14 protein-coding genes are annotated in these 25370 nt (G+C 54.2%); 5 read left to right on the top strand and 9 right to left on the bottom strand.

The annotated features are described in order from the left end of the window. The first annotated feature begins 272 nt into the window (after positions 1-272). The 4 genes from ABE504_RS28625 to ABE504_RS28610 all read left to right on the top strand — a co-directional run bounded on the left by ABE504_RS28625 (position 273) and on the right by ABE504_RS28610 (position 5811). Positions 273-1808 carry a spore germination protein gene (locus ABE504_RS28625; RefSeq protein ID WP_430095426.1) on the top strand — a complete coding sequence of 512 codons (1536 nt, stop codon included), beginning with the start codon at positions 273-275 and terminating at the stop codon, positions 1806-1808. A gap of 10 nt (positions 1809-1818) precedes the next feature. Further along, positions 1819-2922 (top strand): GerAB/ArcD/ProY family transporter, encoded by a 1104-nt coding sequence (locus tag ABE504_RS28620; RefSeq protein ID WP_430095424.1) that lies wholly within the window; start codon positions 1819-1821, stop codon positions 2920-2922. Then, complete coding sequence (locus tag ABE504_RS28615) at positions 2919-4106, top strand: Ger(x)C family spore germination protein (protein ID WP_430095423.1); 1188 nt, start codon at positions 2919-2921, stop codon at positions 4104-4106. Before ABE504_RS28620 ends, ABE504_RS28615 begins: the two co-directional genes overlap by 4 nt. 442 nt (positions 4107-4548) lie before the next feature. Further along, positions 4549-5811 carry a carbohydrate-binding protein gene (locus ABE504_RS28610; RefSeq protein ID WP_430095421.1) on the top strand — a complete coding sequence of 421 codons (1263 nt, stop codon included), beginning with the start codon at positions 4549-4551 and terminating at the stop codon, positions 5809-5811. A gap of 637 nt (positions 5812-6448) precedes the next feature. Here the strand turns inward: ABE504_RS28610 and ABE504_RS28605 are convergent. The 4 genes from ABE504_RS28605 to ABE504_RS28590 form a co-directional block, all read right to left on the bottom strand. Next, positions 6449-11728, bottom strand: a complete 5280-nt coding sequence (locus ABE504_RS28605; protein WP_430095419.1) for an S-layer homology domain-containing protein — start codon at positions 11726-11728, stop codon at positions 6449-6451. A 73-nt stretch (positions 11729-11801) separates the two neighbouring features. Next, complete coding sequence (locus ABE504_RS28600; RefSeq protein WP_430095417.1) at positions 11802-13355, bottom strand: extracellular solute-binding protein; 1554 nt, start codon at positions 13353-13355, stop codon at positions 11802-11804. A gap of 86 nt (positions 13356-13441) precedes the next feature. Beyond that, positions 13442-14302: a carbohydrate ABC transporter permease gene (locus tag ABE504_RS28595; protein ID WP_430095415.1), complete on the bottom strand. Its 861-nt coding sequence runs from the start codon at positions 14300-14302 to the stop codon at positions 13442-13444. 19 nt (positions 14303-14321) lie between these two features. Beyond that, positions 14322-15227 carry an ABC transporter permease gene (locus tag ABE504_RS28590; RefSeq protein ID WP_430095413.1) on the bottom strand — a complete coding sequence of 302 codons (906 nt, stop codon included), beginning with the start codon at positions 15225-15227 and terminating at the stop codon, positions 14322-14324. 210 nt (positions 15228-15437) lie between these two features. Between ABE504_RS28590 and ABE504_RS28585 the strand changes: the two genes are divergently transcribed. Beyond that, positions 15438-17672, top strand: coding sequence for a helix-turn-helix domain-containing protein (locus ABE504_RS28585; protein ID WP_430095412.1), 2235 nt, complete (start codon positions 15438-15440; stop codon positions 17670-17672). Positions 17673-18137: 465 nt separating this feature from the next. Here ABE504_RS28585 and ABE504_RS28580 read toward each other — a convergent pair whose 3' ends face one another. The 5 genes from ABE504_RS28580 to ABE504_RS28560 all read right to left on the bottom strand — a co-directional run bounded on the left by ABE504_RS28580 (position 18138) and on the right by ABE504_RS28560 (position 25363). Continuing rightward, positions 18138-19103 carry a GNAT family N-acetyltransferase gene (locus ABE504_RS28580; protein WP_430095410.1) on the bottom strand — a complete coding sequence of 322 codons (966 nt, stop codon included), beginning with the start codon at positions 19101-19103 and terminating at the stop codon, positions 18138-18140. A gap of 125 nt (positions 19104-19228) precedes the next feature. After that, positions 19229-20296 carry a Ger(x)C family spore germination protein gene (locus ABE504_RS28575; protein ID WP_430095408.1) on the bottom strand — a complete coding sequence of 356 codons (1068 nt, stop codon included), beginning with the start codon at positions 20294-20296 and terminating at the stop codon, positions 19229-19231. After that, entirely contained in the window at positions 20293-21384 is a 1092-nt protein-coding gene (locus tag ABE504_RS28570) for a GerAB/ArcD/ProY family transporter (RefSeq protein ID WP_430095406.1), read from the bottom strand. The genes ABE504_RS28575 and ABE504_RS28570 overlap by 4 nt, the downstream gene beginning before the upstream one ends. Before the next feature lie 25 nt (positions 21385-21409). Next, positions 21410-22723 carry a spore germination protein gene (locus ABE504_RS28565; protein ID WP_430095404.1) on the bottom strand — a complete coding sequence of 438 codons (1314 nt, stop codon included), beginning with the start codon at positions 22721-22723 and terminating at the stop codon, positions 21410-21412. 1062 nt (positions 22724-23785) lie between these two features. After that, positions 23786-25363, bottom strand: a complete 1578-nt coding sequence (locus tag ABE504_RS28560) for a sulfatase family protein (protein WP_430095402.1) — start codon at positions 25361-25363, stop codon at positions 23786-23788. Between the last annotated feature and the right edge of the window lie 7 nt (positions 25364-25370).

Below are 25370 nucleotides of genomic sequence, written 5' to 3'. Positions count from 1 at the left end.
GAGGACGAACAGCGATGAGCCTGCTCCGTAAACCATGGCGAACGTCAACTACGCTCTATATCCTGCTGTTTACGATGGTCGTGCTTCCGATTCTGACCATTTCGGCGACAAAAAGCGCAAACCCCACTGCTTGATGCAGTCAGGGATTGCGCTTTTTTTGCGCCCACTTCCCATTCCCTGCCTAACAGCCGCTCTTCCGCGCCTTGACGATGGTTTTATTTCCCTCGCTTTTGGAGATAACTGATGGAAAGGTGACAGAAAGAAGGGATGCTGTGCTTCTGAAATCTCTCAAGTTCGGGAACGGAGGAGGGCAGCCTCCTGCCAATTCTCCACAATCCGCCGAAACGCCGGTGTCCATCAGTCTGGAAGATAATATCGCCTATATTCAAAATGTGCTGTCCACACCGATCGATCTGGTGATCCGCAAGTTTTCCATCGGCCAGACGCTGCATCCGTGCGCTGCCGTTTATCTCGACGGACTCGTCGATAAATATACCATTAATGAAGAACTGATTAAGCCGCTGCTGCATGACTTCCAGGATATTGCAGTGTCGGAGCTGCCACAGGGAGTCGCCGCGCATATTGTGGCTACCTTTAATCTCGATGATGGGTTCTCCCTCGACGATGCATTATATAGCGTGCTTTCGGGCAATACAGCGGTTTTTATCGACGGACTCGACACCGTCATGCTGATCGACAGCCAAGGTTGGAAAACCAGAGGCATCGAAGAGCCGCAAACCGAATCCGTGATCCGCGGGCCGCGCGAAGGCTTTATTGAGGATATTCGAACCAATACGGCATTGCTGCGGCGCAGAATTCACGATCCAAAATTGCGATACCGGGCATTTACGATAGGCCGCAGATCCAAAAGACAAGTCGTTCTCGCTTATATTGAAGACATTATCCATCCCGAGATTGTCCGGGAAGCCGAGCGCAGGCTCAACTCGATCGATATTGATGACATTGCGGGCTCGGCCACGGTCGAACAATGGATTACAGATAGTTTCCTCAGCCCCTTTCCGGTCATTGCCAACACGGAAAGACCCGATAAAGTCTCGGGAGCTCTGCTGCAGGGCAAAGCAGCCGTTCTCGTGGACGGTGATCCTTTCGTGCTGCTTCTGCCAGTAACGTTCGTTTCCAACATCCAGTCGCCGGAAGACTTTTATCAGACTTGGCTGATCGCGACATTAACTCGCTTGCTGCGCACGATTGCGGGGCTGATCGCAACCTTTTTGCCGGCGATGTATATCGCACTGCTGGAATATCACCATGGTATGATTCCGTCCAAGCTTGCTTTCTCTATCGCAGGCTCGCGGGAGGGCGTTCCCTTTCCAGCGGTTGTGGAGGCTTTCATCATGGAGACGACACTGGAATTACTCCGGGAAGCGGGAGTTCGCCTCCCCAAGGCAATCGGTCAAACCATCGGTATCGTGGGAGGATTGGTCATCGGGGAAGCGGCGGTGTCGGCGGGAATCGTAAGTCCGGTCATGGTTATCGTCGTGGCCATCACAGCGATTGCCTCCTTTTCGTATCCGTCCTATTCTTTTGCCATTTCGCTGCGTATGATTCGCTTTGGCATCATGATCACGGCCGCCTTCTTCGGATTATACGGAATCATCCTGGCGTTTATCATGATCAGCATTCACTTTGTCAACTTGAAAAGTTTCGGGATTCCGTATTCTGCGCCCCTTGCTCCTTTATTTCTAAAGGACTTGAAGGATATGGTTTTACGGGCACCTCTCACGTTTATGAAAACACGACCACAGCTGGATCAGCCCGAGGATCCGGACCGCTTACAGAAAGAATGACGGTGATGCAATGAATAACTTTACGTATGGCGACAAAGAAATGAAGCTCCGGGATATGGCCGTCTCCATCTCATCTATGGTCGTTGGCGTAGGCATCTTAACCTTGCCCAGGCTAGTAGCAACCTCTACCGAAGCCTCCGATGGCTGGATGTCCATTCTTGCTGCCGGCATCGTCATGCTCGGCGCTGCGTATATACTGGCCAAATTTGCCGTGCTGTATCATGCCGAGGGTTTCTTTGCCTTCACGTCAAGGCTTGTCGGCAAGCCTGTCGCCGCCGTGATCGTCTGCGGCATGTTCCTGTACTACCTTTTGTTCGCAGCGTACGTGATTCGAGCGATTTCCAATATTTCCAAACAATATTTATTTGAACGTACGCCTGTCGAGGTCGTTGCCTTGATCTTCCTGCTCGTCGTCATTTATGCGGTGGCGGGTACACGCATCGGGCTGGTTCGCCTCAATATGCTGTTTCTGCCCATTGTACTCGCCATTATCGGCATCGTCTTGATCTTCAGCCTGAGCATCTTTCACGTCGCAGATTTGAAGCCGTTCTTTGTGACGGGGTGGAAAGGATTATTCGTCGCAGCCAAGGATTCGGTGCTCTCCTTTCTTGGCTTCGAATTGGTCCTGTTCTATATCACCATGATGCGCAATCCGAAGGATGCCCCAAAGGCGGCTCTCATTGGCGTAGCCATGCCGGTCATCCTGTACCTGGCCGTTTATGTGATTGGTGTTGGCGTCTTTACGCATTACGCCTTGAGAGAAATCGGTTATCCCGCTGTGGAGCTCGCTAAAGAGATTGAAATTCCCGGTGAATTTTTCGAACGATTCGAGTCGATCTTTTTCGCCATATGGATGATGACCATCTTCAACACATCCAGCATGGCGGTCGATCTCGCCGTGTACAATCTCAGCCATCTGTTTCCGAAGGCTTCCCGCAAATCCCTTGCGTTTACGCTCAGCCCCTTCATCTATTTCATTGGCATGCTTCCCCGTAATGTAACGGAATTCGCCAAGGTTGGGGCCTACGTCAGCTATCTCGGTCTGCTTATCGGCATTCTGCTTCCCAGTCTGCTGTTCGTCTTGGCCAAACTTCGCGGGGTGAAATCGCTATGATTCGAAAAATCGGCCTGATTCTCCTGATGCTATTCCTATCCGGGTGTTGGGATCGTGTCGAAATCGACCAACGAGGATTCGTTACCGGCGTAGCCGTGGATATGGGGAACGTGACAGAAAAACAAGATCAGGAAGCGCCAAAGAGCGTCCCCACCTACAGGAGCACTTATCAGATCATCGTCCCTGCCGGGCTTAAACAAAGCGGCAGCAGCAAAGAAGTCTCTACCGCTTCAACAGGAGGCACCTACTTTAATATCAGTGCATTCGGCAATTCTATGCCCGCAATCTCCTCCAAGATCGCGGCGGAAACGAGCCGATCGCCGTATTTTGAGCATCTCAAAATCATCGCCATCTCCTCTGACCTGGCCAAAGGATCAAACAATATCGCGGATATTATGGACTATTTTCTTCGGGACAACGAGATTCGCCGGGGCGTGAAAATATTAATAACCGATGGGCCGGCCAAAGAAGTGCTCTCCGTCGACTCGCTCAACGAAAAATACCCGATTGCTTACATTGAATCGACCATTAACAACATCAAGAACAACAACGCCATGGTGCCGGCAACGCGAATCGGTGATCTGCATGAACAATTGCTGAAGAACAACGCCTATGTCGTTCAAAAAATCAAATCATCCCATGGCAAAATGTCGCTTACCGGCGCGGCCGTCATCGATAATAAAAACCGGTTTGTCGGCTTTTTGTCCGATGAGGAAACGCAGGGGCTGAATTTGCTGAAAGGCGATGTCAAGGGAGGCACGCTCGAAGTCAAATTGGACGGACAACTTCTTGATTTCGGCTTCGATAATGAACATAGCCGTATCACTGCCGTCCTGGAAGGCAATGAAATTCAAAAGTTTATGATCGCCATCACTGCGGAAGGCTACATTGGGAAGACGGCCGAGCAACTTGACCTAACCAAACTAAACAACATCACGATGCTCCAAAAAGCGATTGAAGAGCAAATCGTGCACGTCTGCGAAGCAACGATTCATACGCTGCAGAGCCGTTACCAAAAAGATGTGATCGGATTAGGCGAATATCTGAATCAAAATCACTACCGTCTATGGACCGCTTTGGAAGCCGATTGGAACAGCGGCGAGCATCGCTTCGCCAACATTCCGATTGACGTCCATGCCAGCGTTGATATCCGCAGAATCGGAGATATTAATCGAAGTGAGTGATGAACACCGTGCTGCATAAGCTATTGCATTTTCTGCCAACTTGGGAGGTATACCTCTGTACGATACTGGCCTTTGTCATTCCGTACACCGTGAACAAAATCAATGAAGCGCTGCATAAATACGGCGATCCCCCCTGGAAGGGGAAGTAACTGAACAAGAATCGTAAAAAATGACAACTCGATTCGGCGGCATTCCTATGAGAATGGCGACCTTTCCAAACATCGGACGATAGTGGGAACACGACTCCGCAGCTACAATAGAAATACGCAAACACCAAGAACTCGCGGCATTCCGTAATCTTGGTGTTTTTGCGCGTTGGAGAGAAATCCCAGATGAAGGAGGAAGGTGATACACCTCGCTTGCAGGTCAAGAAAGTGAAACAACAGCAAGAGCGGCTCGCATGGATTGTCCGTTTGGCCAATTAACGACTAGGAGGAAGGTTATGAAAATCAAAGTAGGTTTGCTCGCACTTGTTCTTTTTCTGCTCATGGGATCTGTGAGCGCGTTAGCGGCACCAAAATACAATACGTTTGAGCGGCCCGCAAGAGGAAGCGCTTACACACTCGCACAATGGGGCCTCGACGGCTGGAGTGCGCCGTGGGACCTCGGGATGAGCACGAGAACGTGGATGGACGGCTACAACTTTAATCACTCCGGGGGCCAGTCGCTGCGCGTCTTTTATCCGGCCGGGCAAATTGATCCTCAAAATTCCGGTGCGCAAGCTCCTTTCACGCTAACACCCGGACAGGAATACTACTTATCGTATTGGGTAAGGTTCAGCAGCGATTTCAGTTGGGGCTCGACCGAGCATGCAGGCAAATTAGGGCTGGGCCTCGCCGGAGGTGGCGCAAGCGCTTGCTCAGGCGGTAATGTATGCACGGGCTATAATGGCTTCAGCTCCCGGATGATCTGGCGCGCAGGCGGCCAAGCTGCGATCTACTATTATGACATGAACAACTCCGGCAATTCCGGAAATTACGGCTCTTATGCCGTGTTGAAAAACAATGGAAACGACATTTATTACCCAAGAGGCTCCTGGGTCAACATCGTGCAGCGCCTGAAGGTAAATACCGTGACAGGCGGCAACGCAAATCCCGACGGTGAAATTCAAATCTGGTACAATGGCGTCTCCGCCGCCAACATTACCGGCTTGCGTTTCGTACGCAATAGCGATTTGGTCGACACCGCCTACTTCTCTTCCTTCTTCGGCGGCGCCACCTCAGCCTTTGCGCCACAGAACGACTCCTACATCTGGTATGACGATCTGAAAGTGTCTACCAACAAGAATGACATCTGCGAGCTGAGTCCTGGCGGCTGCTTCACCCGCACTTTCCAGGCAGAGAGCTATAACGCCATGAGCGGCGTCATGACCGAAACGACGCCAGACACCGGCGGCGGGCAAAACGTCGGCGGCATCGACAATCAGGATTGGATCGCTTTTACGGGCGTGAACATCCCGACGTCGGGTCGATATTTGGTTGAGTACCGGATCGCAACGCCGAACGACGGCGGCAAACTGTCGCTCGATCTGAACGGCGGCGCTACCGTCCTGGGCGAAATCAATATCCCGAATACCGGCAGCTTCTCCACGTATCGAACCGTTTCTCATGAGGTGAATATATCTGCCGGAACCTACCAGTTCGGCCTCTACGCCGTCACCGGCGGGTTCGACATCAACTGGTGGAAAATTACGAAGCTGTATTAGGGGCGATCGCCAGGCGGCGTGCTGCAACGCATGTGAATCCCGCGCTCATGTTGCGGCACCGACGCATGGCGGCGGTCGAATTCCCACGGTGGAAGGCCGGCTCTTCGGAGCCGGCTTTTGGCTGTTGGGGCCTAATGCTCGAGGGACTCCCGATTACCTTGCATACTCCTGCTCTCCCTTCACTATGCGGCCTCCCCGCCGTCTTCCATCTGCTTCCACATCCCGCCGCCTCTCACCGCCTTCCTACTCCCTTCACATCTCCACCTCCCGCTCACTGCCTTCCCGCTACCTTTGCATTCCCGCCGCCCGCTCACCACTCTCCTGTTCCCCTCACATTCCCGCCGCTTTTCCACCGAACCTGCAAAAACTACAGGAAATTTCCCAGTAGACGGTGCAAACTAGCTATAATCTTGTAAAAAGTACATTAAAATCTCCACTTGTCTGCCCAAAATGCCCCATCTGAAGCCCAACGCAACAAATTTGCTGTATAAAATGCAGGATTACCCTCGACAATCGCACCAATTCGTTGATTTTGCTGTACATCATGCAGGTTCATCCAATTCGCCGTGAGGACGTACGAACAAAAAGAAGGTACAGCGCCCGCCCTGCGAGGCTAGCTGTACCTTCTTGTTTATGCTTACTGCTTCAGGCTTTCCAGCAAGCGGGTAATGACCACAACCGCTTCTGCGCGCGTCGCCGTCTTGCCTGGGGCGAAGCGGCCGCCCTCATAGCCTTGCATGAGGCCTTGCTCCTGCACCACGGCTGCGCTTGCCAGCGCCCACGCCGGGATGTCGGCGCTGTCCGTAAAATTCGGCTGCGCCCCGTCCTTCGGCGAAGCGCCCAGCGCGCCGGCCAGCATCACGGCCAGCTGCGCTCTCGTCAGCTCCGCGTCCGGGCGGAAGCTGCCGTCTTCATAGCCGCTCACCAGCTTGAGCTGAGCGGCCAGCGCAATCGCCGGCTGCGCCCAGGCGCCGATGCTTGCCTGATCGGCGTAGGCCGTCAGCTGCGCCGGCTCTACGTCTGGATGCAGCGCGTTCATCAGCAGCACGACGAACTCCGCACGGGACACGGCCTGATCCGGCTTGAAGCTGCCGTCCTCATACCCGTGCACGATGCCGGCTTTCATCGCCGCCCGAATGTCCGCTGCCGCCCAGTGATTGGCAATATCGGATAGAAGCGGCTGCTCGGGCGTCTTCGCCTCCACGTTCAGCACAGCGAATTTGGTCAAATGGTTGGATGTCACTTCGATGGTATCGCCATTGACCGTGCCGCCCATGTCCACCCACACTTTCTTCGTCTCATCGTAGTAATGAACCGAAGGCTTTTGCCCTTGCTTCACTTTCGATGGATCGAACGTAAACACCAGTTTGATCGGCACGGTGAACTGTCCGGCCTGATCTTTCGTAATTTCGAAAATCGGGCTCAGCGCTTCAACCCCGCCCTTGAGCAGCCCCTCAACGACAGCCGGATCGCTCAGCTTCTCAACCACGTATTTCGTCGCTTGAGGCATGGCTCCCGCAGGAATCTGTACGACAAGTTCCTTCGTCATCTCTAACTGACCGCTTTCACCCACAGCCACCTGTTTCTCCGAATGACCAGCGGTCGTCGAAGGTGCAGACGGCCCCGATGGGGAAGACGGAGTGGAGTCACCTGGATCGGTCGTGCCTGGATTCGTAGTACCTGGGTCCGTCGTGCCCGGATCCGTTCCATTGCTCACAGTCACCATCACAAAGCCGTTGTCCGTCGTGAACGGTACCTCTGTGCTATTAAGCAGCACCTTCGTCACCGCTGGTGCATAAGCGACCGCCGTCAAGCTGTCGACATCCGCCAGTTCGGCTGTCAGGCTGAGCTCGCCAGCGTTCAAGCTCGACGTTACCGCAACGTCGTCGGGCACATACTGCTTGCCGTCGACGAAGTAGTACTGCAGCTCACCGACAGCTTCCGCCCCGCTGTTATAGTAGAACAGCTGCTTGCGGCCGTCCTTCAGCTTCACTTCCACATGTGAAGCGTCCGTTTTCGTTACGCTCGCAATCCCGCTCGTGCCTCTGTACGGCTCCAGCACGCTGACGAACTGCGCGCTCTTGCCGACGACACGATTGACCAAGGTCGGCGTATACACGCTGGTGTCGTTGCCCGGCCCCGGCGCTTCGCCGACGATCATCGTCGAAGGCGCGCCCTGCGAGCTTGTCAAGCTGAACAGCTTAAGCCCGTTGCCGTTCGCCGTCTTCCAGACGCCTTCCCAGCTGCCGGTCAAGCCGACCGACTTGCCGTTCCTGAAGAACGGATACGCATCCTTCGCGCCCAGCGGCTCCGCAAACGGCGCCATCTCCGTCCCCGGCGTAAAGTCGCCCATACCATGCAAAATCCAGTCATACTGCCGTTCTGTCGCCGAATCGAGCGAGAACAGATCGATGACATAATCTTTCGTCACCGCAACCGTTCGCTCGTAACGGTTCAGCCCGTCGTACGCTTTTTTTGCCGAGTTCGTCATAATGCCAAGCGGCCCCGCTTGCAGGAACAGCTTCGTCGGCTCATACACTTCCACATTGTTCACCATCGGCGTCACTTGCGTATCGCCGTCCACCGCTACGGTGTTGTGGGAGAACGTCTTTTTATAATACGTCGTGTACATCGAATTGCTGTAAGGCGGAATGCCGAGGTCCGGTGCCAAACGCTCGCCCTTGCCGAAAATCTCCAGGTGCAGCAAGTCCGGGTGTCCATGATAACCGCCATGCAGACCGTAATCCACCAAAGTGTACAGTTGATCGTCACCTGTACCCGCCCGAATAACCGAGTGGCCCAGCCCCGTGAAATTATTGCTCGCCGAAGTCAACGTACCGCCTGCTGGAATGGCCGATTTTCCGTAGAAAACCGCCTGCTCTCCGACGATGCCTGAGCTGGAATTCCCCGGTACTACGAAGCCGCCCCGTACCCGGCCCTTATCGTTATACAGCTTGCTCAGAAGCGCCCCGTACGTCGGGTCATTATACTCCGCGTAGACGCCTTCGTAATCCATCGGCACAACCCGGCCCGGCGCCGCCAAGCTCGTCGGATACTTGCCGGAGTCGTTGCTGTTGATGATGCCGAGATCCGGGAACGCGTACTGCAAGGTGACATCGAACGTCTTTTTAAAATTCGCGTTCGCGAACAAGTCATAGCCCATATTCTTCAACGCTTGCGCATGGAAGAAAAGCGCTGACTGCGCGTAGAAATGGTAGCCGATGGCCCCTTCGTACCAGAAGCCGTCGGACAATACGCTGTTCGCCATCTGGAAGTTGAACCCGCTTCGACCCGAAACGGAGAAGTCCATCAGCGTCCGGTCCTCCAAAGCGGCGCCGATCGCGCCAATGGCGGCATTATGCCAAGTTTGCCAATTGGATTTCCCGACATCGTAGCCTTGCAGCGTCTTCGCCGATGGCGCAAACAAATTTTGCTCGACGTTGTACTTTTCCGCTGCGCTGAATAAGCCGCTCGGCTCAATCAAATCGTACGCCTGCACAAGCTCGATCATTTGCACCGCTTCGTCCAGCGACTGATAGTACAGTCTGCCGTTCAGCGCTTGCAAGGAGTAGCTCGGATACAGCTCTGCATAATGCAAAAGCATGTCTTTCGCTTTCACCGCAAAGCGCGTGTCTCCGCTAAGCGCATACGTAATCGCGAGGTTGCGGATCGCCTCGATATTGACCGTATGGGCGGTGAACCGCCATGCGGCATCTACCGCATCGCCTTTGACCCACGTATTGTCGGTCGGGCATAAGTGCTCGAAAGGCTTGTCGTAGTCAAACACAAGCGGCGTATCGCCGCACACGTACAGCGTGCTCTCGCCCGCCGGCTTCGACGGGTAGTACACCGTTTTGTCCAGCCAACTGTCGGCTTTCACCTTGATCGCGTCCAAATAATCCTGCGCCCAACCGAAGCTTGCGATCTTCGCTCTGGCTTCATCCAGCTGCGTCTGCGACGCCATGATGTACGGATGCTGCATGGTCGCAGCCCTCGGCGCCCCAACTTTCAGCCCCAGCTCAATCGTCACAGCTTTGCCGCCCTGCAGCGGAGTGACGGTATAGCTCGCTTTCAGCGAATCCCCAGCCTGCGCTCCAGCCGGTACTTGCACCTCGACGTCAACATCCGTCTCCGCGCCTTTCGCGACAACAGGCGTCGTCGACACGACATTTGCGGTGTAGCCAGCACCGAACGTTGTCTTCGGCGAAATGCCGTACGCTGTCGAGGCATCGCTGATATTTTTCAGCGAGAACGTGTAGTGCACCGTGCTGCCTGGCAACGCGCTTTTGTCGATCTGCTTGATGGAAGGCTCCACCGCATTTTTGGCCAGTGCAAAGTTGTCAAAGATCAGCTCATCCGTCGGATCCGGCACAGGGTCGGAATCGTACCACCGTGGATGAATAATAATCTGGTGGAAGTTGGCGAAGTCCGCCAGCCCCGTGGAATTCAGCATTTTGTTGAACGGAATCTCAATTTTCTTCCAGCCGACCCAGTCCACGTAGAAGGAGGACATGAAGTAATCGAAGCCAGGGTCCGGAATGTTACACTCCAGGATAAAATAAATCTTTTTCCCCGACGCCTTGCCCGAATACAGCCAGAATTCGATCTGATCGTTTTGCTGCCATGGCGCCGTAATGCCCGAAATGTTAATCGCTGTCGTTGGATCGGTCCAACGACCGGCCTTCGCTCCCAACACGGCAGGCGTCGTCACCGGCGTTGTATTCGTCCAGCCTGCGAACGTCTCCGTATCGCCGATCGGCGTCGAACTGCTGCCAGACAGGTCGATCGTATACGCGTGGCTAACTTCTTCGCTCACCTTGCCGCCCTCTTCGGCCTTCGTTACAATCGTCTGCGAATGATCGACGAGCAGCGGTGTCGTGTACAGCTTATATACGCTGTCTACGCCTTCCACCTTATAGTACACGGCTGCGCCAGCAGTTGCAGAAGCGAGAGCCACCGTCTTAGCCTCCGCATAAGTACCGGCCGGCGGCGAAGCCGTCACATTTTCCGTATAGTCGCGATACACGAACGTATACTGATACGTCGTTTCCTCGCTCTCCACATTGTTCAGCGACGATTTCGTCACCAACGTCGTATCGGAGGTCAGCGTCAGCGGCCCCGTGTACAGCTGGAACTCGCTGTCTATGCCCACTCGCTTATAGTACAGCTTTGCCAGCACGGACGGCTTCGTCAGCGAAGACAAGCTGACCGTTACTTTGTTGACATACTCGCCTGACGGCTTATCCGCTGTCACCGGATGCACTTCCGCATCGTTGGTCAGCCGCAGGTCGTCCAAATAGATCTGCAAGCCAAGATCGAGTGTCGTACCCGATACGCCAGCCTGGTCGAAGCGGACATAATCAAGCGGCCCCCATGCTTTGACGGAATCGCTGCTCTTCTGGTTCTGCACGACGCTAAGCGGTACTTCGATTTCTTTCCAGCCCGTCCAGTCAAGCGGCAGGCGGTAATAGTAATATTGAGAATCGCCCTTCATAAAAAAGCGAATCTGAATCGGCTTCTCCGCCTGATCGCCGGTTCTCGCCTTCACGGAATACGCCCACACTTTGAGCGTAGAGTAGCCGTTCAAATCGACGTTCGGTGCCAGCTTCGGATAAATGAGCGCCGAGCCAGCAATATCCGTCGTGCCGTCATTAAAGGCGAGCAGCCACTTCTTCGAGCCTGTGCCCTCCTTCACGTAATCGCCGTACGTGTTCGCCACGACGGCTACGCCTGCCGTTCCGACCGTATCGCCGGTCGAATTCGTCGCCGAATCCATATTGTTCAGCTGCAGGGAAATCGGAAAAGACTGCACAGCCGCCCGGGCAACCGGTTGAGGCAAGAGTGCCAGAAGCAGGCTGGCGAGCAGCAGCGAGACAAGCATGCCGGACAATTGAGTCTTCCATCGATGTAAAGCCATCACGAATCTTCCTTTCCGCAGGTAAGATAGAAGCCCCGCTATTGCAACGGGGCTTTGAGATTGACGGAATTGCCTATTTTTTCACAGCAGCTTGCGCACGATCGTACGCTTTTTTATAAATACTTACGATTTCCTCGTAACCAAGCTTCTTCTGCTCATCAATGAATTTATCCCACTCGCTGAAGCTGCGCGTGCCCATGATAAATTTCGCAAAGTTCTCGTCACGATTGGCGTTCAGCGAATCGCCTTTCGTGCTGAGCACTTGCTGCTCATCCAGCGTGAACGCCAGCGAGACGTTCTTGTCGCCGTCATATTTCACCGCTTCTTTATACGCGCTTTGCAGCTCCGGCGAGGACACCGAGATGTGTGCGTTGAAGTCGAACCATGTGTACGTGCCATCTGTGGACAGACCAGTTTTCTTTCTCATATCGGCGATGTCGGTGTATTTGTCGACAAACGCATTCCCTTTCGCTGTGTCGCCCTCTTTTCCCCAAGAAACAAGCTTCTTGCCATCTTCCGAGTAGAAGAAGTCCATAAATTTCATGACATCTTTAATATTCTTAGACTTCGAGGAAACCATGAAGCCCTCTTCCGTGAACGAAGTGTAGGCATTCTTCCTTACACCTGGCACCCCGGCAGGCGGCGCCATAAAGTTCATTGTGAACTGCGGGTTATCTTTGCGCAGCGCACTGTTATAGAAGTCGATGCGGCCGATGTAATCCAGCGTAACGAATGCACGGTTCGTGGATACAATGTCCTGCCACATTTTCGTATCGATCGTCAGGAAATCTTTCGGAATCAGGTTCTCTTTATAGAACTTGTTCAGGTAGGTCAGCATCGTTTTGTATTCATCCTGAATCGGCGCGTATTTCCATTGGTTCGACGCTTTGTCGAAGTAGACGCTCGCTTTGCGTTTCTCCACCTCAGCCGGCACGTTGAAGCTTGCGCCAAAGTCGAACAAATAACGCAGACCGTTGCGGAATGTGAGCGGGTAGCTGTCCGGGTATTCGGCTTTCAGCTTCTTGAGCACGTCGTACAGCTCATCCCACGTATTCGGCGTTTGCAAGCCGAGCTTCTTGAACACGTCTTCCCGATACATCCACGTGCGGCGGTTCGATTCGCCCAAGCCTTCGTTCGGGAACTCGTACATTTTGCCGTCGGAGGAAAGAACGTTCTGCGCTTCTGTCGGATATTTCGCCATCCAGGCTTTCAGGTTCGGCATCTCATTCACGTAGTCCAAAATATTGACCAACGCGCCTTGCTGACCAAATTTATCGGCGATCGCTTTGCTCTGCGTCCACATCAGATCCGGCATATCGCCGGAAGCTACCGTCATGCTGAGCGCATCCTCCAGCAAGTTGCCGGGAGGCAGTTGAACGTCGAGCTTTACGCCCGTCTTCTCTTTCATGTACGACCACACTTTCCAGTTTGCATCATACGGCCAGCTTGGGTTGCTGTAATCGAGGAATTTGAACGTCATCTCTTTCGGTGCAGATGATGCTGTAGCCGGTGCTGAATCTGCTGGTGCCCCTGAAGGCTTGACCTCGCTTGTTTCTTTGGAACACGCGCCCACGATCAGACTCACGCTCATCATCGTTGCTAACATCACGGCTGACTTTTTCTTCATACTTGCCCCACTCTCCCTAATTGTCTTAAATTCGCTTGCCTCTTGCTCTTTTCCTTGCTTTCCCCTAACTTTAAGCTAACTTTATGTTAACCTTTGATCGACCCGATTAACGCGCCCTTCGCAAAATACTTTTGCAGGAACGGGTAGACCAGCAGGATGGGAACGGTGGTAATAATGATTGCTGCATATTTGATCGCTTCGTCGACAATCAGCGTATCGCCGCCGATGTTGCCGGCGCCTGTGCCTTGACCTTGCAGCACCATGTTGCGCACGATGACTTGAAGCGGGAATAAATCGGCGTCCCGTAAATACAGGAGCGCGGAGAAGAAATTGTTCCAGATCGCAACGCCGTAGAACAGCCCGATCGTGGCGAGAATCGCCTTGGACAGCGGAAGCACCAGCCGGAAGAAAATGCCGATGTCTGTCAGCCCGTCTATTTTGCCCGACTCTTCTACCTCTTGCGGAATGCCCGAGAAAAACGTGCGCATCACAATCAAGTTCCACGAACTGACCGCCGTAGGCAGAATCATCGCCCAGATCGTATCGATCAGATGATAGCTGCGCACGACGAGGAACGTCGGGATCATCCCCCCGCTAAAAAACAGCGTAATGACGATCATGATCATAAAGCCTTTCTGGAAAATTAAATGCTTTTTGGATAGCGCATAAGCGCCCGCCCCAGTCACCAACAGGGAAATCACCGTGCCGAGCACCGTATACAAAATCGTGTTCAGGTAAGCGCGTCCGATTTCCGGTTTTTCAAACACCGATGCATACGTAGCCACATTGAAATCCTTCGGCCACAGCCACACCTGCCCTTTCAGAACCGGTACGACACCGCTGAATGAAACCGCAATCATATACACGAACGGATAAAGTGCGGAAAGCACCACACCGAGCAAGATTAGATACAATACAACATCGAACCATCCAAATTTAGGTTTCACAGCCAAGCCTCCTCTCCCTCTACCACAAGCTTGTCTCGCTCGTCTTTCGGCTAATCCAGTTTGCCGTTAAAATAAAAATCAGATTAATGACGCTCGTAAACAAATCAATCGTCGTGCCGTAGCTGTAATTCATGGACTGAATCCCTGTCCGGTACACATAAGTCGAAAGCACGTCGGCCGTTGCGTAAATCGATGGATTTTGCATCAGCAGCACCTTCTCAAATCCAATATCCAGCACATGGCCAATGTTCAAAATAAATAGAATGATGATCGCCGGTCGAATGCCCGGCAGTGTAATATGCAGAAGCTGGTGCTTGCGGCTGGCCCCGTCGACGCGTGCGGCTTCATAAAGCTGCGGGTCGATGGCGCTCAGCGCCGCCAAATAAATGATCGTTTCCCAGCCGACATGCTGCCAAATTTCCGAAAGCACGTAGATCGCGCGGAAATAATGCTCATTTTGCATAAAATTCACTGCATCGCTGCCAAACAGCTTGATCACCTTATTGATGACCCCGCTCGTTGGCGAGAGGAAGAGGAACATCATGCTCACAACCACGACATTCGAAATAAAATGCGGCAAATAGGAGATCGTCTGCACGAACCGCTTGAGTACCGCCAGGCGAACTTCATTTAAAAGAAGCGCCAGAATGATCGGCGCCGGGAAGCCGAAGATGACTTTGTACAACCCGAGCAGCACGGTATTTTTCACTAATTTGAGAAAATCCGGACTATGGAAGAATAAGGAGTAGTATTTGAAGCCTACCCAATCGCTCGCCCATACGCCCTTGAATGTGTTGTAGTCCTTAAACGAAATCATAATGCCGAACATAGGCACGTACTTAAACATCACGTAATAAAGTAGTGCCGGCAAAAACAGGATCAATAAATATTTGCTGTTATTCCATCTTGTTTGGAATCGCTGCATGCCTTGGCCTCCAGTCTGGGTGATCTTGCTATGTCCAAACTGTACCGGAGAGGGCCCGCCTCGACAATGAGGCATGCTTTGGATCGTTCACCTTTTTCCGTCTGTCCGAAGATCAGACAAGTTTATTAAACTCTGCGTATTGAAGCTCCCCTAGTTTGCCGTGCTATACTTAATGAAAGATTAACAATGCACCGTGGAAGGAATGACACGATGAAGTGGATTACACGAATTCGGACAAGAAACCAGAATCAGGTCTCTCTCTTTTACACTTTGCTCATCAGCTTCATTTCCATTATTGTGCTGCTTCTCTCGATTCACGCGTGGTCCTACTCCTTCTTTCGCAATCGCATTAAAGATGAAATTATCTTGAACAGCGCGATGAACCTGAATACAACGGTCGCGAACTACGAGAAGCATATCCGGCTCATTCGCAGCTACATGGTCGGCTATCTCTTCGGGACCGATACGGAAATTTTGAAAAACGGCAACCCGCTGTCGCACTACGATACCGTCGTCAAAGCGCAGTACGAGCTGCAGCATTCGTTGAACAACTCGCTCCTCTATCTGGACAACATTATTTACTATTATAAGGACAGCGGTTTTATCATTGAAAAAGACGGTACCCGGGACGCTGCCACCATGTTCGGCAAGTTTTATGTGCAGCCGGCCTACGGCGTCAATTTCTGGAACAAAGAATTGGAGGGCACAGACAGCTTCAAAATCTACCCTTCGGCCCCATTCACCTCCGAGACGGCTTTTGAACGAAAATCGCTCGGTCCACTGATGCCGATTCTTGTGAAAGGGTCTTTTGAACATAATTTTGCTTTTATCGTGCTGATGAAGAGCAGTGCACTGTACGAGGCGTTCCATCAGCCGCAGCCGGAAAGTCGATTGATGATTTTGGAAGGCAGCCAGCTTGTTTTTGCTTCGGAGAGAGGGATTGAACTGCCGCAGAGCTTGATGGCGAAAAAGGGGGATGGGTACGAACGAATTGGCGGGGCGTACTATTTCTATAAAACGAGTGCCGAAACCGGACTAACCTATATCGAATCCGTGTCCGACAAAGGGCTCGCTAAGCAGCTTCGCCATTTGAATGCGATCATGGCCGTGCTATTGTTCCTCTCTTTGCTGATCTCGTTGGCTGTCTCTACCTTTATCGCCAGACGATTTCATAATCCGCTCGCCAGCCTGCTGCGCTCCATTGAGAACTATGGCGTCGGCCTGCCTCTGCTAGGCAAGAGCCGCATTAAGGAATTCAACGTGCTGCACAACGATCTGCACTCCAAAAACTCGCTGCTCCAGCAGTTCGCCTATATGACCAGACTCAAGAACATCCACGGCAAAGGCGCCCAGCTCTTGACCTCGGTAGACGCGAACCGGCCGTTCAAGCTGATCCTGTTTCAAATCGATTTCAAAGCGCAGCTGCTCTCCGAATTCGCCAACGTGCATCATCGCGCGTTCAATACGTATCGTGAGTTGATAGACTTGCATTTTGCCAAGCTGCACAGCGAATCACTGACGTTCCAGATTGAGAAAGATCAAATTCTGTCCATTCTCTTTCTTGAAAAAGAAGACGAAGACCGGCACGCCGCCGACTTCGACGCCCTCTTGCGCACCCTGGCAACCGACAGCCTCTTCTGCAATTTCACGATCGTGCCGAGCCCGATCCACGCGCACTCCTCCGACTTCGTGGAGGCCTACCAGAATGCGCTGGAGCTGATCCGGCAGCGGAAGCTCGGCGAAGGCGTGCAGGTGATTACCGAGTGGCAGCCGCAGCCGGCGCTCATGATCCCCACGCCATCCGAAGAGAGCGAGCTTGTCGCCAACCTCCAGGCCGGATCGGATTCGGTCACCCTTCCGCTCGTGGACCGGCTGCTCGATCAGCTTGCAAAAGCAGGGGCGCTGGCTTGGCAGTTCCAGGACTTCGCCCAGGACGTCGTGAACAAAGCGATTAAAATGATGTACGCCCAGAACATCTCCATCCAAGCGTTCTCGGACAAAGGCTCGCCGTACGATCATCTGAAGGCTTGCTACACTTTGGAGCAATACAAGGACTTTTTCCACTGGTTCCTGAAGCGCTCAGGGGAAGCCATTCAAGACAAAAAATCCGAAACCGATGTCATGACCAAGTTCGTCATGGAATACGTGGAGTCGAATTTTGGCGAAGATTTGTCGCTGGATGCGATCTCGGCGAAGCTCGGCATTACCGGCCCCTACCTGTCCACGTATTTCAAGGAAAAGACAGGTACAAATTTCTCCGACTATATTTTTACCGTGCGGATGAACAAATCGATGGACATGCTGCGCGACACCGATCTGAAAATCCAGGAGATCGCCTCGCTGATCGGCTATTACACCGCCGCTTCGTTCAATCGCGTGTTCAAGAAGCACACGGGGATTACGCCGAGCGAGTTCCGGCGGCTGAATAGTCGGCATGGGGAGTGAGCTGGCGAGGGGAGACAAACCACGGGTGGTGGCGGGTGGTGCGCAAGAGCGAGTTACGGTGGTTGAGTAGTCGGGCATGGGCGTTGTTAATTTTCGTCATCGCCGCCTGTTGCCGCGTCTCAATGAACTGGAATTTCTCCTGTACATTTTCGCATATTCGCCTAAATTGAGGTGCTGAACTGGAATTTCTCCCGTACATTTGCCTGTTTGGCAGCTATTCTCCGAAAACTGCTGAAATGAGCTGGAAGTTTTCCAGTTCAGCTGACTCGGAAGCTGTTTACAGACCAAATAAGCTGGAGGTTTTCCAGTTCAGCTGACTCGAGAGCTGTTTCCAGACCAAATGAGCTGCAGGTTTTCCAGTTCATACACACGTAAAGCCCGCTTAGCGCTTCATCAAAAAAAGTCCCTCGCCCCCCTTAACGGGAAGCGAAGGACTTTTTGAATCTCGCACGCCGCCGCGCCGCTCTACTCCAGCACCTTGGCGTACTTCGCGTAGCTTTTCCAGGTGCGGTAGCCCAGCTTGCCGTAAAAATCGACATACGGCGTCGTGTCGATCACGATGCGGCGCACGCCCCGCTCGCGCAAATAGTGGATCGCGGCTTGCACGATCGCGATGCCGTATTTCAGGCCGCGACAGCTTTCGTCGATGCCGAGCGGCCCGATGCCGCCGAGCTCGCCGTCAAATAGCGGCGCCCAGTAGATGTTCTGCGCGAGCAGCGGCGAGGCGCTGTCGTTCATGCGGCAGAAGCCGACGATCGCGCCACCCTGCTCAAGCAGGACGAACTCGCGGCCCGTGCCGCCGCGCGCCCAGTAGTCGCGGTGCTGGTACGCCCACGCGCCTGGGAAGCATCGCGCCATGAACGCGAGCAGCGCCTCCCGGTCCGCGGGCTCCGCCACGCGGAACACTGCTCCTGCCGCCGCCGGCAGCGGCACTTCCTCCGCCGCGGCGTACGCGTGCAGCAGGTCGTGCACAGTCTCCTGATAAGCGTAGCCCTGCCGCTCATACCAGCCCCGCGCATCCCCGAAGTCGTCGGGGATGCCCGGAAAGATCCGGCTGTGCAAGTCATTGCCCAGCTGAATGCGCGTCGCGCCGGCCTCCCGCAGCGCGGCCTCGGCGCGAAGCAACAACGCGCGCCCGATGCCCCGCCCCCGGTGCGCGCTGCTGACGAGATGGGCCTGGATCCAGCCCAGGCCCTGCGGAATGCCGGCGCGCACGGCGTCCTCGCGCGCGATCTTCGCGACGACGAAGCCGATAACGCGCTTCGTCCCTTCCTCCAGCGCCACCCAGGACCCTTCGCGCAGCCAGTTGCGGTCTTCGGCGATATTTTGCTGGAGCAGCCTATGCCTCATCGGAAATGTTTCCGCCAACTCCCCATTCCAAAGATGCAGAATCGCTTCCAAATGGGCTTCGTCCATGCGTTCAACGTTCATGATGCTCCTCCTCCAGGATCAGTTGCGGCATGTCACATACCTCTATCGCTACTATAGAACATCGGGAGGAGGAGGCCTATAAGCAAATCTTTCGAAAGTTGGCGGATCATAAGACGAAGCCCTATTTAATTCCCCACAATATCCCCGATATTTGTGATCCGGCTTTTAATCTCGATCTCGGTCAGCAGACGCGGATAATACACCTCTCGCCAATCGGGCAGCCGCTCAAAGGGCAGCTTACCTCTAAAATACTGGCCCGTACCGAGCACGTCCGACCGCGCAGCCTTCAACTGCCGGAACAGCGCCTGATAGCGATTTTCCATATCCTTGGAAAATTCTGTTTCGATCTGCTCAACACTCTGCTCGCCGTTATTTTCGATGAGGTGCAATCCAAGCTCCATCCGCATGCGCAGCACGGGACGATCCCCGTCCCATGCGGTGTGAATGTGGTTTTGACATTTCATGATCGACACGCTTGCTTGATGGGTTACTTGAATGACAGATCCCTGAAACAGCTCTTCAAATAAATTCACTAACAGCGACTGCTCCTTGACGATCTCGTCTTTCATTTTATCCTTCGACATGACGGCGGAGCCGATGAACTCCATCATGGTCGATTTGCCGGAACGCAATATCGGAATGCTCACGTCCTGCGTATCCGAATGGATCGCCCCGAACATTTCCCAGAGATAGACCAGATTAATCTCAGGACTCCAGCCCGCATTTTTATTAAAAAAGTTGAGTAACGCGTTGCCATCGGTTTGAATGGCTTTGCCTGTATGATTCAGAAATTCCCCGATATCCTCGGAGGTAACGGCAAGCAGCGCTTTCGTCGGCATATGCTGGCTGCGCATAATAAAAGCGATCTCCTTCCGAATGCCGTCTTGGGCGACTTGTCGATCAAAGACAATCAGTTGAAGATGCATAAAATCAATGCCGGATTCAATGTCCGTGTCGATATCAGTCAAAGCTTTGCTAATCGTATCGGCCTCTTTGTAATAGACCTTGGAATTCAGCCCCCGGCTGATCGGCAGCGGAAGCTGGATGTATACGCGGTATTTGGCCGTTTTCCCGTAGGATACGCCCATGATGATCGGCAGCACGCGGTGGTTTACATCTTTAATATTCCAACAACCGGTCAGCATCAACATACTGGCGCAGAGGAGAAGCATCGTGCGGAATTTGCGCATCATTTTAGCCCAACCTGCCTTCTGCCTTGCCGCTCAATTCGCTTCCCACGCAGGTAGACGGCAAACGGAATCACCACGAAGATCGCCAATCGCAGCCACGTATCCGCGGAGAAAATTTCCACATACCGCTCCCACGTCGGAATCAGCATGGCCGCCACATACACAATCAGGCACAGCCCGCCTCTGATATAGGTTTCCTTGCAGACAGGCACGAGCTTGTGAAGGAGGAGACCGCACGACCACAACGCAAACGACGATATCGTCATGACGAAGGCAAGCAGCGCAACGGCATAGAACAAGGACACACGATCAAATATGGACCAAGTGATATTGACGGAATCCAAACTTGTCATCAACGGAAAGTTCATGATCCTCGCCGCATTCACGCCATAGACGAGAATCGGAAGATAGACAATAAAAATGTACAGCAGGCCGATAAGCGCCCATCCCAGCAACATTGGCTTGACTCGGACCTTGCACACCGGCGGCAGCATGCCGAGAAATAAAAAAGGACAGATGGAGAATAGCGTGGTCAGAAATTTTTTCTCCATGAGGTAGTGCAGATGTGGGTTGAGCAGCGGTCGGATTTGCAGCCAACTGGTGTTCGACAAGCAGGCCAGCAGGGCGAACAACAGCACAGGCAAAAAAATGAGCGTCATCAGCGTGCTCGCCCGCATGATACCTTGCGGGCCGAGCGAAGCCCCCAGCCACATCAGCAGACAGAGAAGCGCGAGAATGGCATACATCGGTGAATTGGCGATGAAGACAATGACCATCAACTCGGCAAAGCTGCGAACCGCCAGAATCGGAACCAACATGAAATAGCAGGTCAGAGGCAGCAGCAGCACTGCGCCCACCCACCTGCCAAGTGGCAGAAACAAGTCGCCATAGTCCCGATTGCCCCCTTTGCGCAGACCTTTCATCAAAATCAGCATCAGCGCCAGCTCGATCAGCATGATGACCGTTGCCGGCTCCCAGTGGCCGTAATTGGTCGTCGACAGAATCGCTCTAGGATAGGCGATAAACAGGATGCTGCAGTGCGCCCCGATAAAAAATACCGGCGCCGTCATCGTAGAGATCCAGCGATGCATTACACACGTCACCTCGATTCATTGGTCATTGCCCCAGCTTCTTGGGCGAAAGAAAGCTCATGAAAGGCACCCCGAAACGCTCCAGGCTGCAAGCGTAATAACCGATAGCCACAACCCCCGCGAATAGTCCCATAATGCCGAAAACACCGGAAAGAATGACGATACCCGATCGCAGCAACCGGATGACCAGTGTATTCAAATAGGTAGGAAAGGCAAAATTTGCGGTTACAGAAGCGGACAGCACAATGAGCACAAGGCTGCTAACCAGCTTGGCTTCAACGATGGATTGTCCGAGAATGATCCCTCCGATGAGGGTGTTCGTCGCCGCAATGCCTCTTGGCAAACGTTGTGTCGCTTCGATGATGATTTCACTGATCAGCAGAAGCATCAGCATCTCCAGAAAAGTCGGCAGTGGAATACCGATTCTACTGCTTGCGACGGAGAGGGCAAGCTCGATGCGCAGCGCCTCCGGATTCACCGATACCAGCGCGACATAGAGCCCCGGCATCAGCAGCGCGACCAGGATGCTGAGCAGCCGTAAAGCCCGCAGTACCACCATGATGAACAGCGGAAACTGCCTATCCCACTCCAGCATAATAAAGTCGGAGGACAATAGCGGGAGTACATACGCTGTCGGCTCGCCGTCGATCAGCAGCACGACCCGCCCCTGCATCAAGGAGGTAATGGCTTGCATTGGAATTTCTGTTTTATGGTAAGGAGACAGCAGATGAAAGCGATGGAAGCCGAAAATCCGATTGAGATCCTGGCCGTTGCGGAGCTCCTGCGCAGTTGCATTCCGCAAAGCGCGTCTAACCTTGTCCAGCAACTCGCGGTCGACGCAATCCGCCAGATAGATCAAGGACGCTTCCTTCGTTCCCACGCCCTGGAACTGAAAGCTTTCTACCTCCAGAGAGCCTGATTTCAGCGAAGTGCGAAGAAGTCCCAGATTCGTACCCAGCAGCTCCGTGAAGGCAATCGCTGGCGCAAACGGCATCGGCTCATTCTGGGCCGCATCAATTGGCCTGATCAGCGATCTGAGCTTGCCCTGCATGCTGAAGGCGAGGTTGGTGTCCGCGTGGACCAGGACGACTTTCCCCTGCAGCAGCTCATCCATCGACTCCGGCGCCCACGGCTTGCCAAGCAAATGGCGGCAAATTTCCTCAAAGCCCGCCCCGGAAGGAATGTCGCACAGGGAGATAGCCGTCAACGTTTCCTGCCAATTCACGATGGACTCATAGCCCGCCATCCAGAACGATAGCGAGCCGATTTGGACGGATTCGATCACCAAGTCCTGCTGTGTTCTTGATTTGTGGATGAGATTATCCATATAATTTCCCATAAAATACCTCCAAGCGTAGTATTTTCTTGAGAAGCGGAAAGTATGCAGGCGAAGGAGCTGGAGCGATTGGGCTTCTTGGGGGCGGTGGTGTGGCTGGGTGAGTAGCTGGTGACGGGATTCGGCGGGGACAGGGGGCGTGGCTGGGGCGAGTAGCTGGTGACGGGATTCGGCGGGGAGATGCTGGCATGGATGAATAGCTCGTTGCGGGATTCCGCGGGTGAATGGTGACGTGGATGAGTAGCTAGGGACGCTGGCGTGGCAAGGCATGCTCGGGCGAATAGTTAGCGGAACATAGAGGCTCTATTGGGCTGATCCGGGCCGATTAGCGCGAGAAGCGGAGCGAGAAGACGCTATTCAGGCCCCTTGTCCCCGGTTTGGCACAAAAAACCTCAAATAAGGGCCTCTCGTTCCGTTACCGCGCCAAATCCGTCAATTTTGCGCAAATAGCGTACTGACGTTCCCCTACTCACAAAAATACCAAAGAAGCCGGCCCGAAAGTCAGCAAATCTACCCTTGGGATGGCTTCAGCATTCGCTATTACTTAGGTAGGAGGAGCAACCGAAGGCCGGGTTCTCGCCTAACGGATACCAGCGAGCTTATTTGGGCTAAAACAGCCACGATTGCGAGCTTAATGGTTGCAGCGGCTATTTGGCCCAAAACCATCCCAAAATCACCATTTCCGAGCAAATAGCCTCGCTGACAACCGCTAGCCACGCATGACCACCCGTTTTCCCTGATATAGCCTCTCCTACGAGGCAGTCTATTAATTGTTTATAACTTCGCAAATCTGTGAGCGACTACAAAATGTATGCGAAAAATCATACATAATTGTGTGGCTACACAAAGAATCCGTCGATTCTATTCGAAATTTCATGTACAAAACGTGATTTGAGCCCTGATTCTGTCTATGTGTCCGAAAAATCATATACATTCTCTGGATGTGTCCGTTCACGTTGATACTGTCCACAATTAATCGACACTCTCCCTACAACCGTTTCACTGTGGATCATGAGGATGGCGAGCTACGTAGTTTACCAAAATTCAGAATTCAAGCTTCAAACTTCAAGCTTCAGCTGCTGGTTGCAGACTTTCCATAGCTTGCAGCCTCTCCTGCAGCCGTCTCTCCGCATCCGCCGCCTGCAGCGACTGCGTATGAAACGCCAGTCGTCGGGCGACCGGCCCACCGCCATGACGGTGGTGCTTCAGGTGCCAAACGTCGACTGTCTCCGCCCGCCACAGCAGCAGCGCATGGAGCAGCGCATCCCGTACCTGGCGGTACGCTGCCGCCCCATACACATCACACTGCTCGCGCGGATCGGCGATGCGGTCGTACAGGCGGCCGACGCCTTCGTCGAAGTCGTACTCGAGCTTCCACCGGTCGGTGGCGACAGCGGCGGAGCGGTACAGCGTACCGACGGCGCAGCGTCGCGGCGACGGCAGACCTTCCCTGAGCGGCGCGTACAGGTCGAAGCCCTGCACCGCATCGACAGCGGCACCGGCCGCGCCGAGAATGGTCGCGGTGATGTCCGTCCACACCGCGTAATCGCGCTTTTCGCCGGCCGGCAGCGTGCCCGGCTGGCTCAGAATGAGCGGCACCCGCCACGACGCATCGTGGTAGTTGTGCTTGTTGTTGAAGCCGTGATCGAAATACTCCTGACCATGGTCAGAGCTGAAGATCACGAGCGTGTTCTCCCGCAGGCCGGCGCTGTCGAGATAGGCGAGCAGCCGGCCGATCTGCGCGTCGCAGTACGCGGCGAGGCTGTAGTAGCGGCGCCGCAGCTGGTCGATGGCGGCCTGCCCGATGCGCTCGACGCCGCAGTGCGCATCGAAGTAGCCGGCCTGCGCCTCGCCCAGATACGCCCGCTCCGCCTCATCGAGCGGGCCGACGAGCCGGCGCATGTACGCCGGATACGCCGTCTCCTCGCCCGGCGTGTAGTTCAGCGGCGGCAGCGCGACGCCGTCGAACAGCGTCGCCCATTCGCCTGGCGGATCCACCGGATCGTGCGGGCTCACGAGCGAGCAGTAGAGGAAGAACGGGCGCTCCGCCCGTTCCCGGCCCTGCTCCTCGATCTGCTCACTCTCGCTCTCACCCTCACGCAGCTCCGCCTGCCCACTCCCACGCTCCGCCTGCCCTTCCCCCCGCACCGCCCTCTCGATTTCCGCAATCGCCGTACTGACCAGAAACCGGTCGAGATAATGCTCTTCCGGAATCGCTTCATCCGTCCGGGCCATCCCGAACGAGGCCAGGTAAGTGGCATAGCTGTCCTGGACGTCCAGGCCTTTTTCCATCGCGGTATGCACGACGTCGAAGGAATCCGGCACGGGGCCGAAGTGGGTTTTGCCGACCATGATGGTGTAGTAGCCTTGCTCCTTGAGCCTATCCGGAAAAACCGGCAAGTTCGCCAAACGGTCGATCCCGTTCTCGATGCAGCCGTGAAGGTGCGTGTGCAGCCCGGTCAGCAGCGAGGTGCGCGCCGGCGAGCAGACCGGGGAGGCGGTGTGCGCCTGCGTGAACAGGACGCCCTCCGCCGCAAGCCGATCCAGATTCGGCGAGAACGCGAATTCGCTGCCCATGCAGCGAAGCGTGTCGCAGCGCTGGGTATCGGTTGTAATCACGATGATGTTCGGTTTGCGTGTCAAGCCGGAT

This window comes from Paenibacillus oryzisoli (assembly GCF_050467285.1).
Classification (GTDB): Bacteria; Bacillota; Bacilli; order Paenibacillales; family NBRC-103111; genus Paenibacillus_E; species Paenibacillus_E oryzisoli_A.
Note: the sequence above shows the minus strand (reverse complement) of the source record. Positions and strands in the feature narration are given on the sequence as shown.

Excerpts from the sequence above, each read along its gene's own strand:
- ABE504_RS28565 (WP_430095404.1), bottom strand. The coding sequence starts at position 22,723 with ATGGGAAATTATATGGATAATCTCATCCACAAATCAAGAACACAGCAG.
- ABE504_RS28605 (WP_430095419.1), bottom strand. The coding sequence starts at position 11,728 with ATGGCTTTACATCGATGGAAGACTCAATTGTCCGGCATGCTTGTCTCG.
- ABE504_RS28570 (WP_430095406.1), bottom strand. The coding sequence starts at position 21,384 with ATGCATCGCTGGATCTCTACGATGACGGCGCCGGTATTTTTTATCGGG.
- ABE504_RS28585 (WP_430095412.1), top strand. The coding sequence starts at position 15,438 with ATGAAGTGGATTACACGAATTCGGACAAGAAACCAGAATCAGGTCTCT.
- ABE504_RS28620 (WP_430095424.1), top strand. The coding sequence starts at position 1,819 with ATGAATAACTTTACGTATGGCGACAAAGAAATGAAGCTCCGGGATATG.
- ABE504_RS28610 (WP_430095421.1), top strand. The coding sequence starts at position 4,549 with ATGAAAATCAAAGTAGGTTTGCTCGCACTTGTTCTTTTTCTGCTCATG.
- ABE504_RS28590 (WP_430095413.1), bottom strand. The coding sequence starts at position 15,227 with ATGCAGCGATTCCAAACAAGATGGAATAACAGCAAATATTTATTGATC.
- ABE504_RS28580 (WP_430095410.1), bottom strand. The coding sequence starts at position 19,103 with ATGAACGTTGAACGCATGGACGAAGCCCATTTGGAAGCGATTCTGCAT.
- ABE504_RS28600 (WP_430095417.1), bottom strand. The coding sequence starts at position 13,355 with ATGAAGAAAAAGTCAGCCGTGATGTTAGCAACGATGATGAGCGTGAGT.
- ABE504_RS28615 (WP_430095423.1), top strand. The coding sequence starts at position 2,919 with ATGATTCGAAAAATCGGCCTGATTCTCCTGATGCTATTCCTATCCGGG.
- ABE504_RS28575 (WP_430095408.1), bottom strand. The coding sequence starts at position 20,296 with ATGATGCGCAAATTCCGCACGATGCTTCTCCTCTGCGCCAGTATGTTG.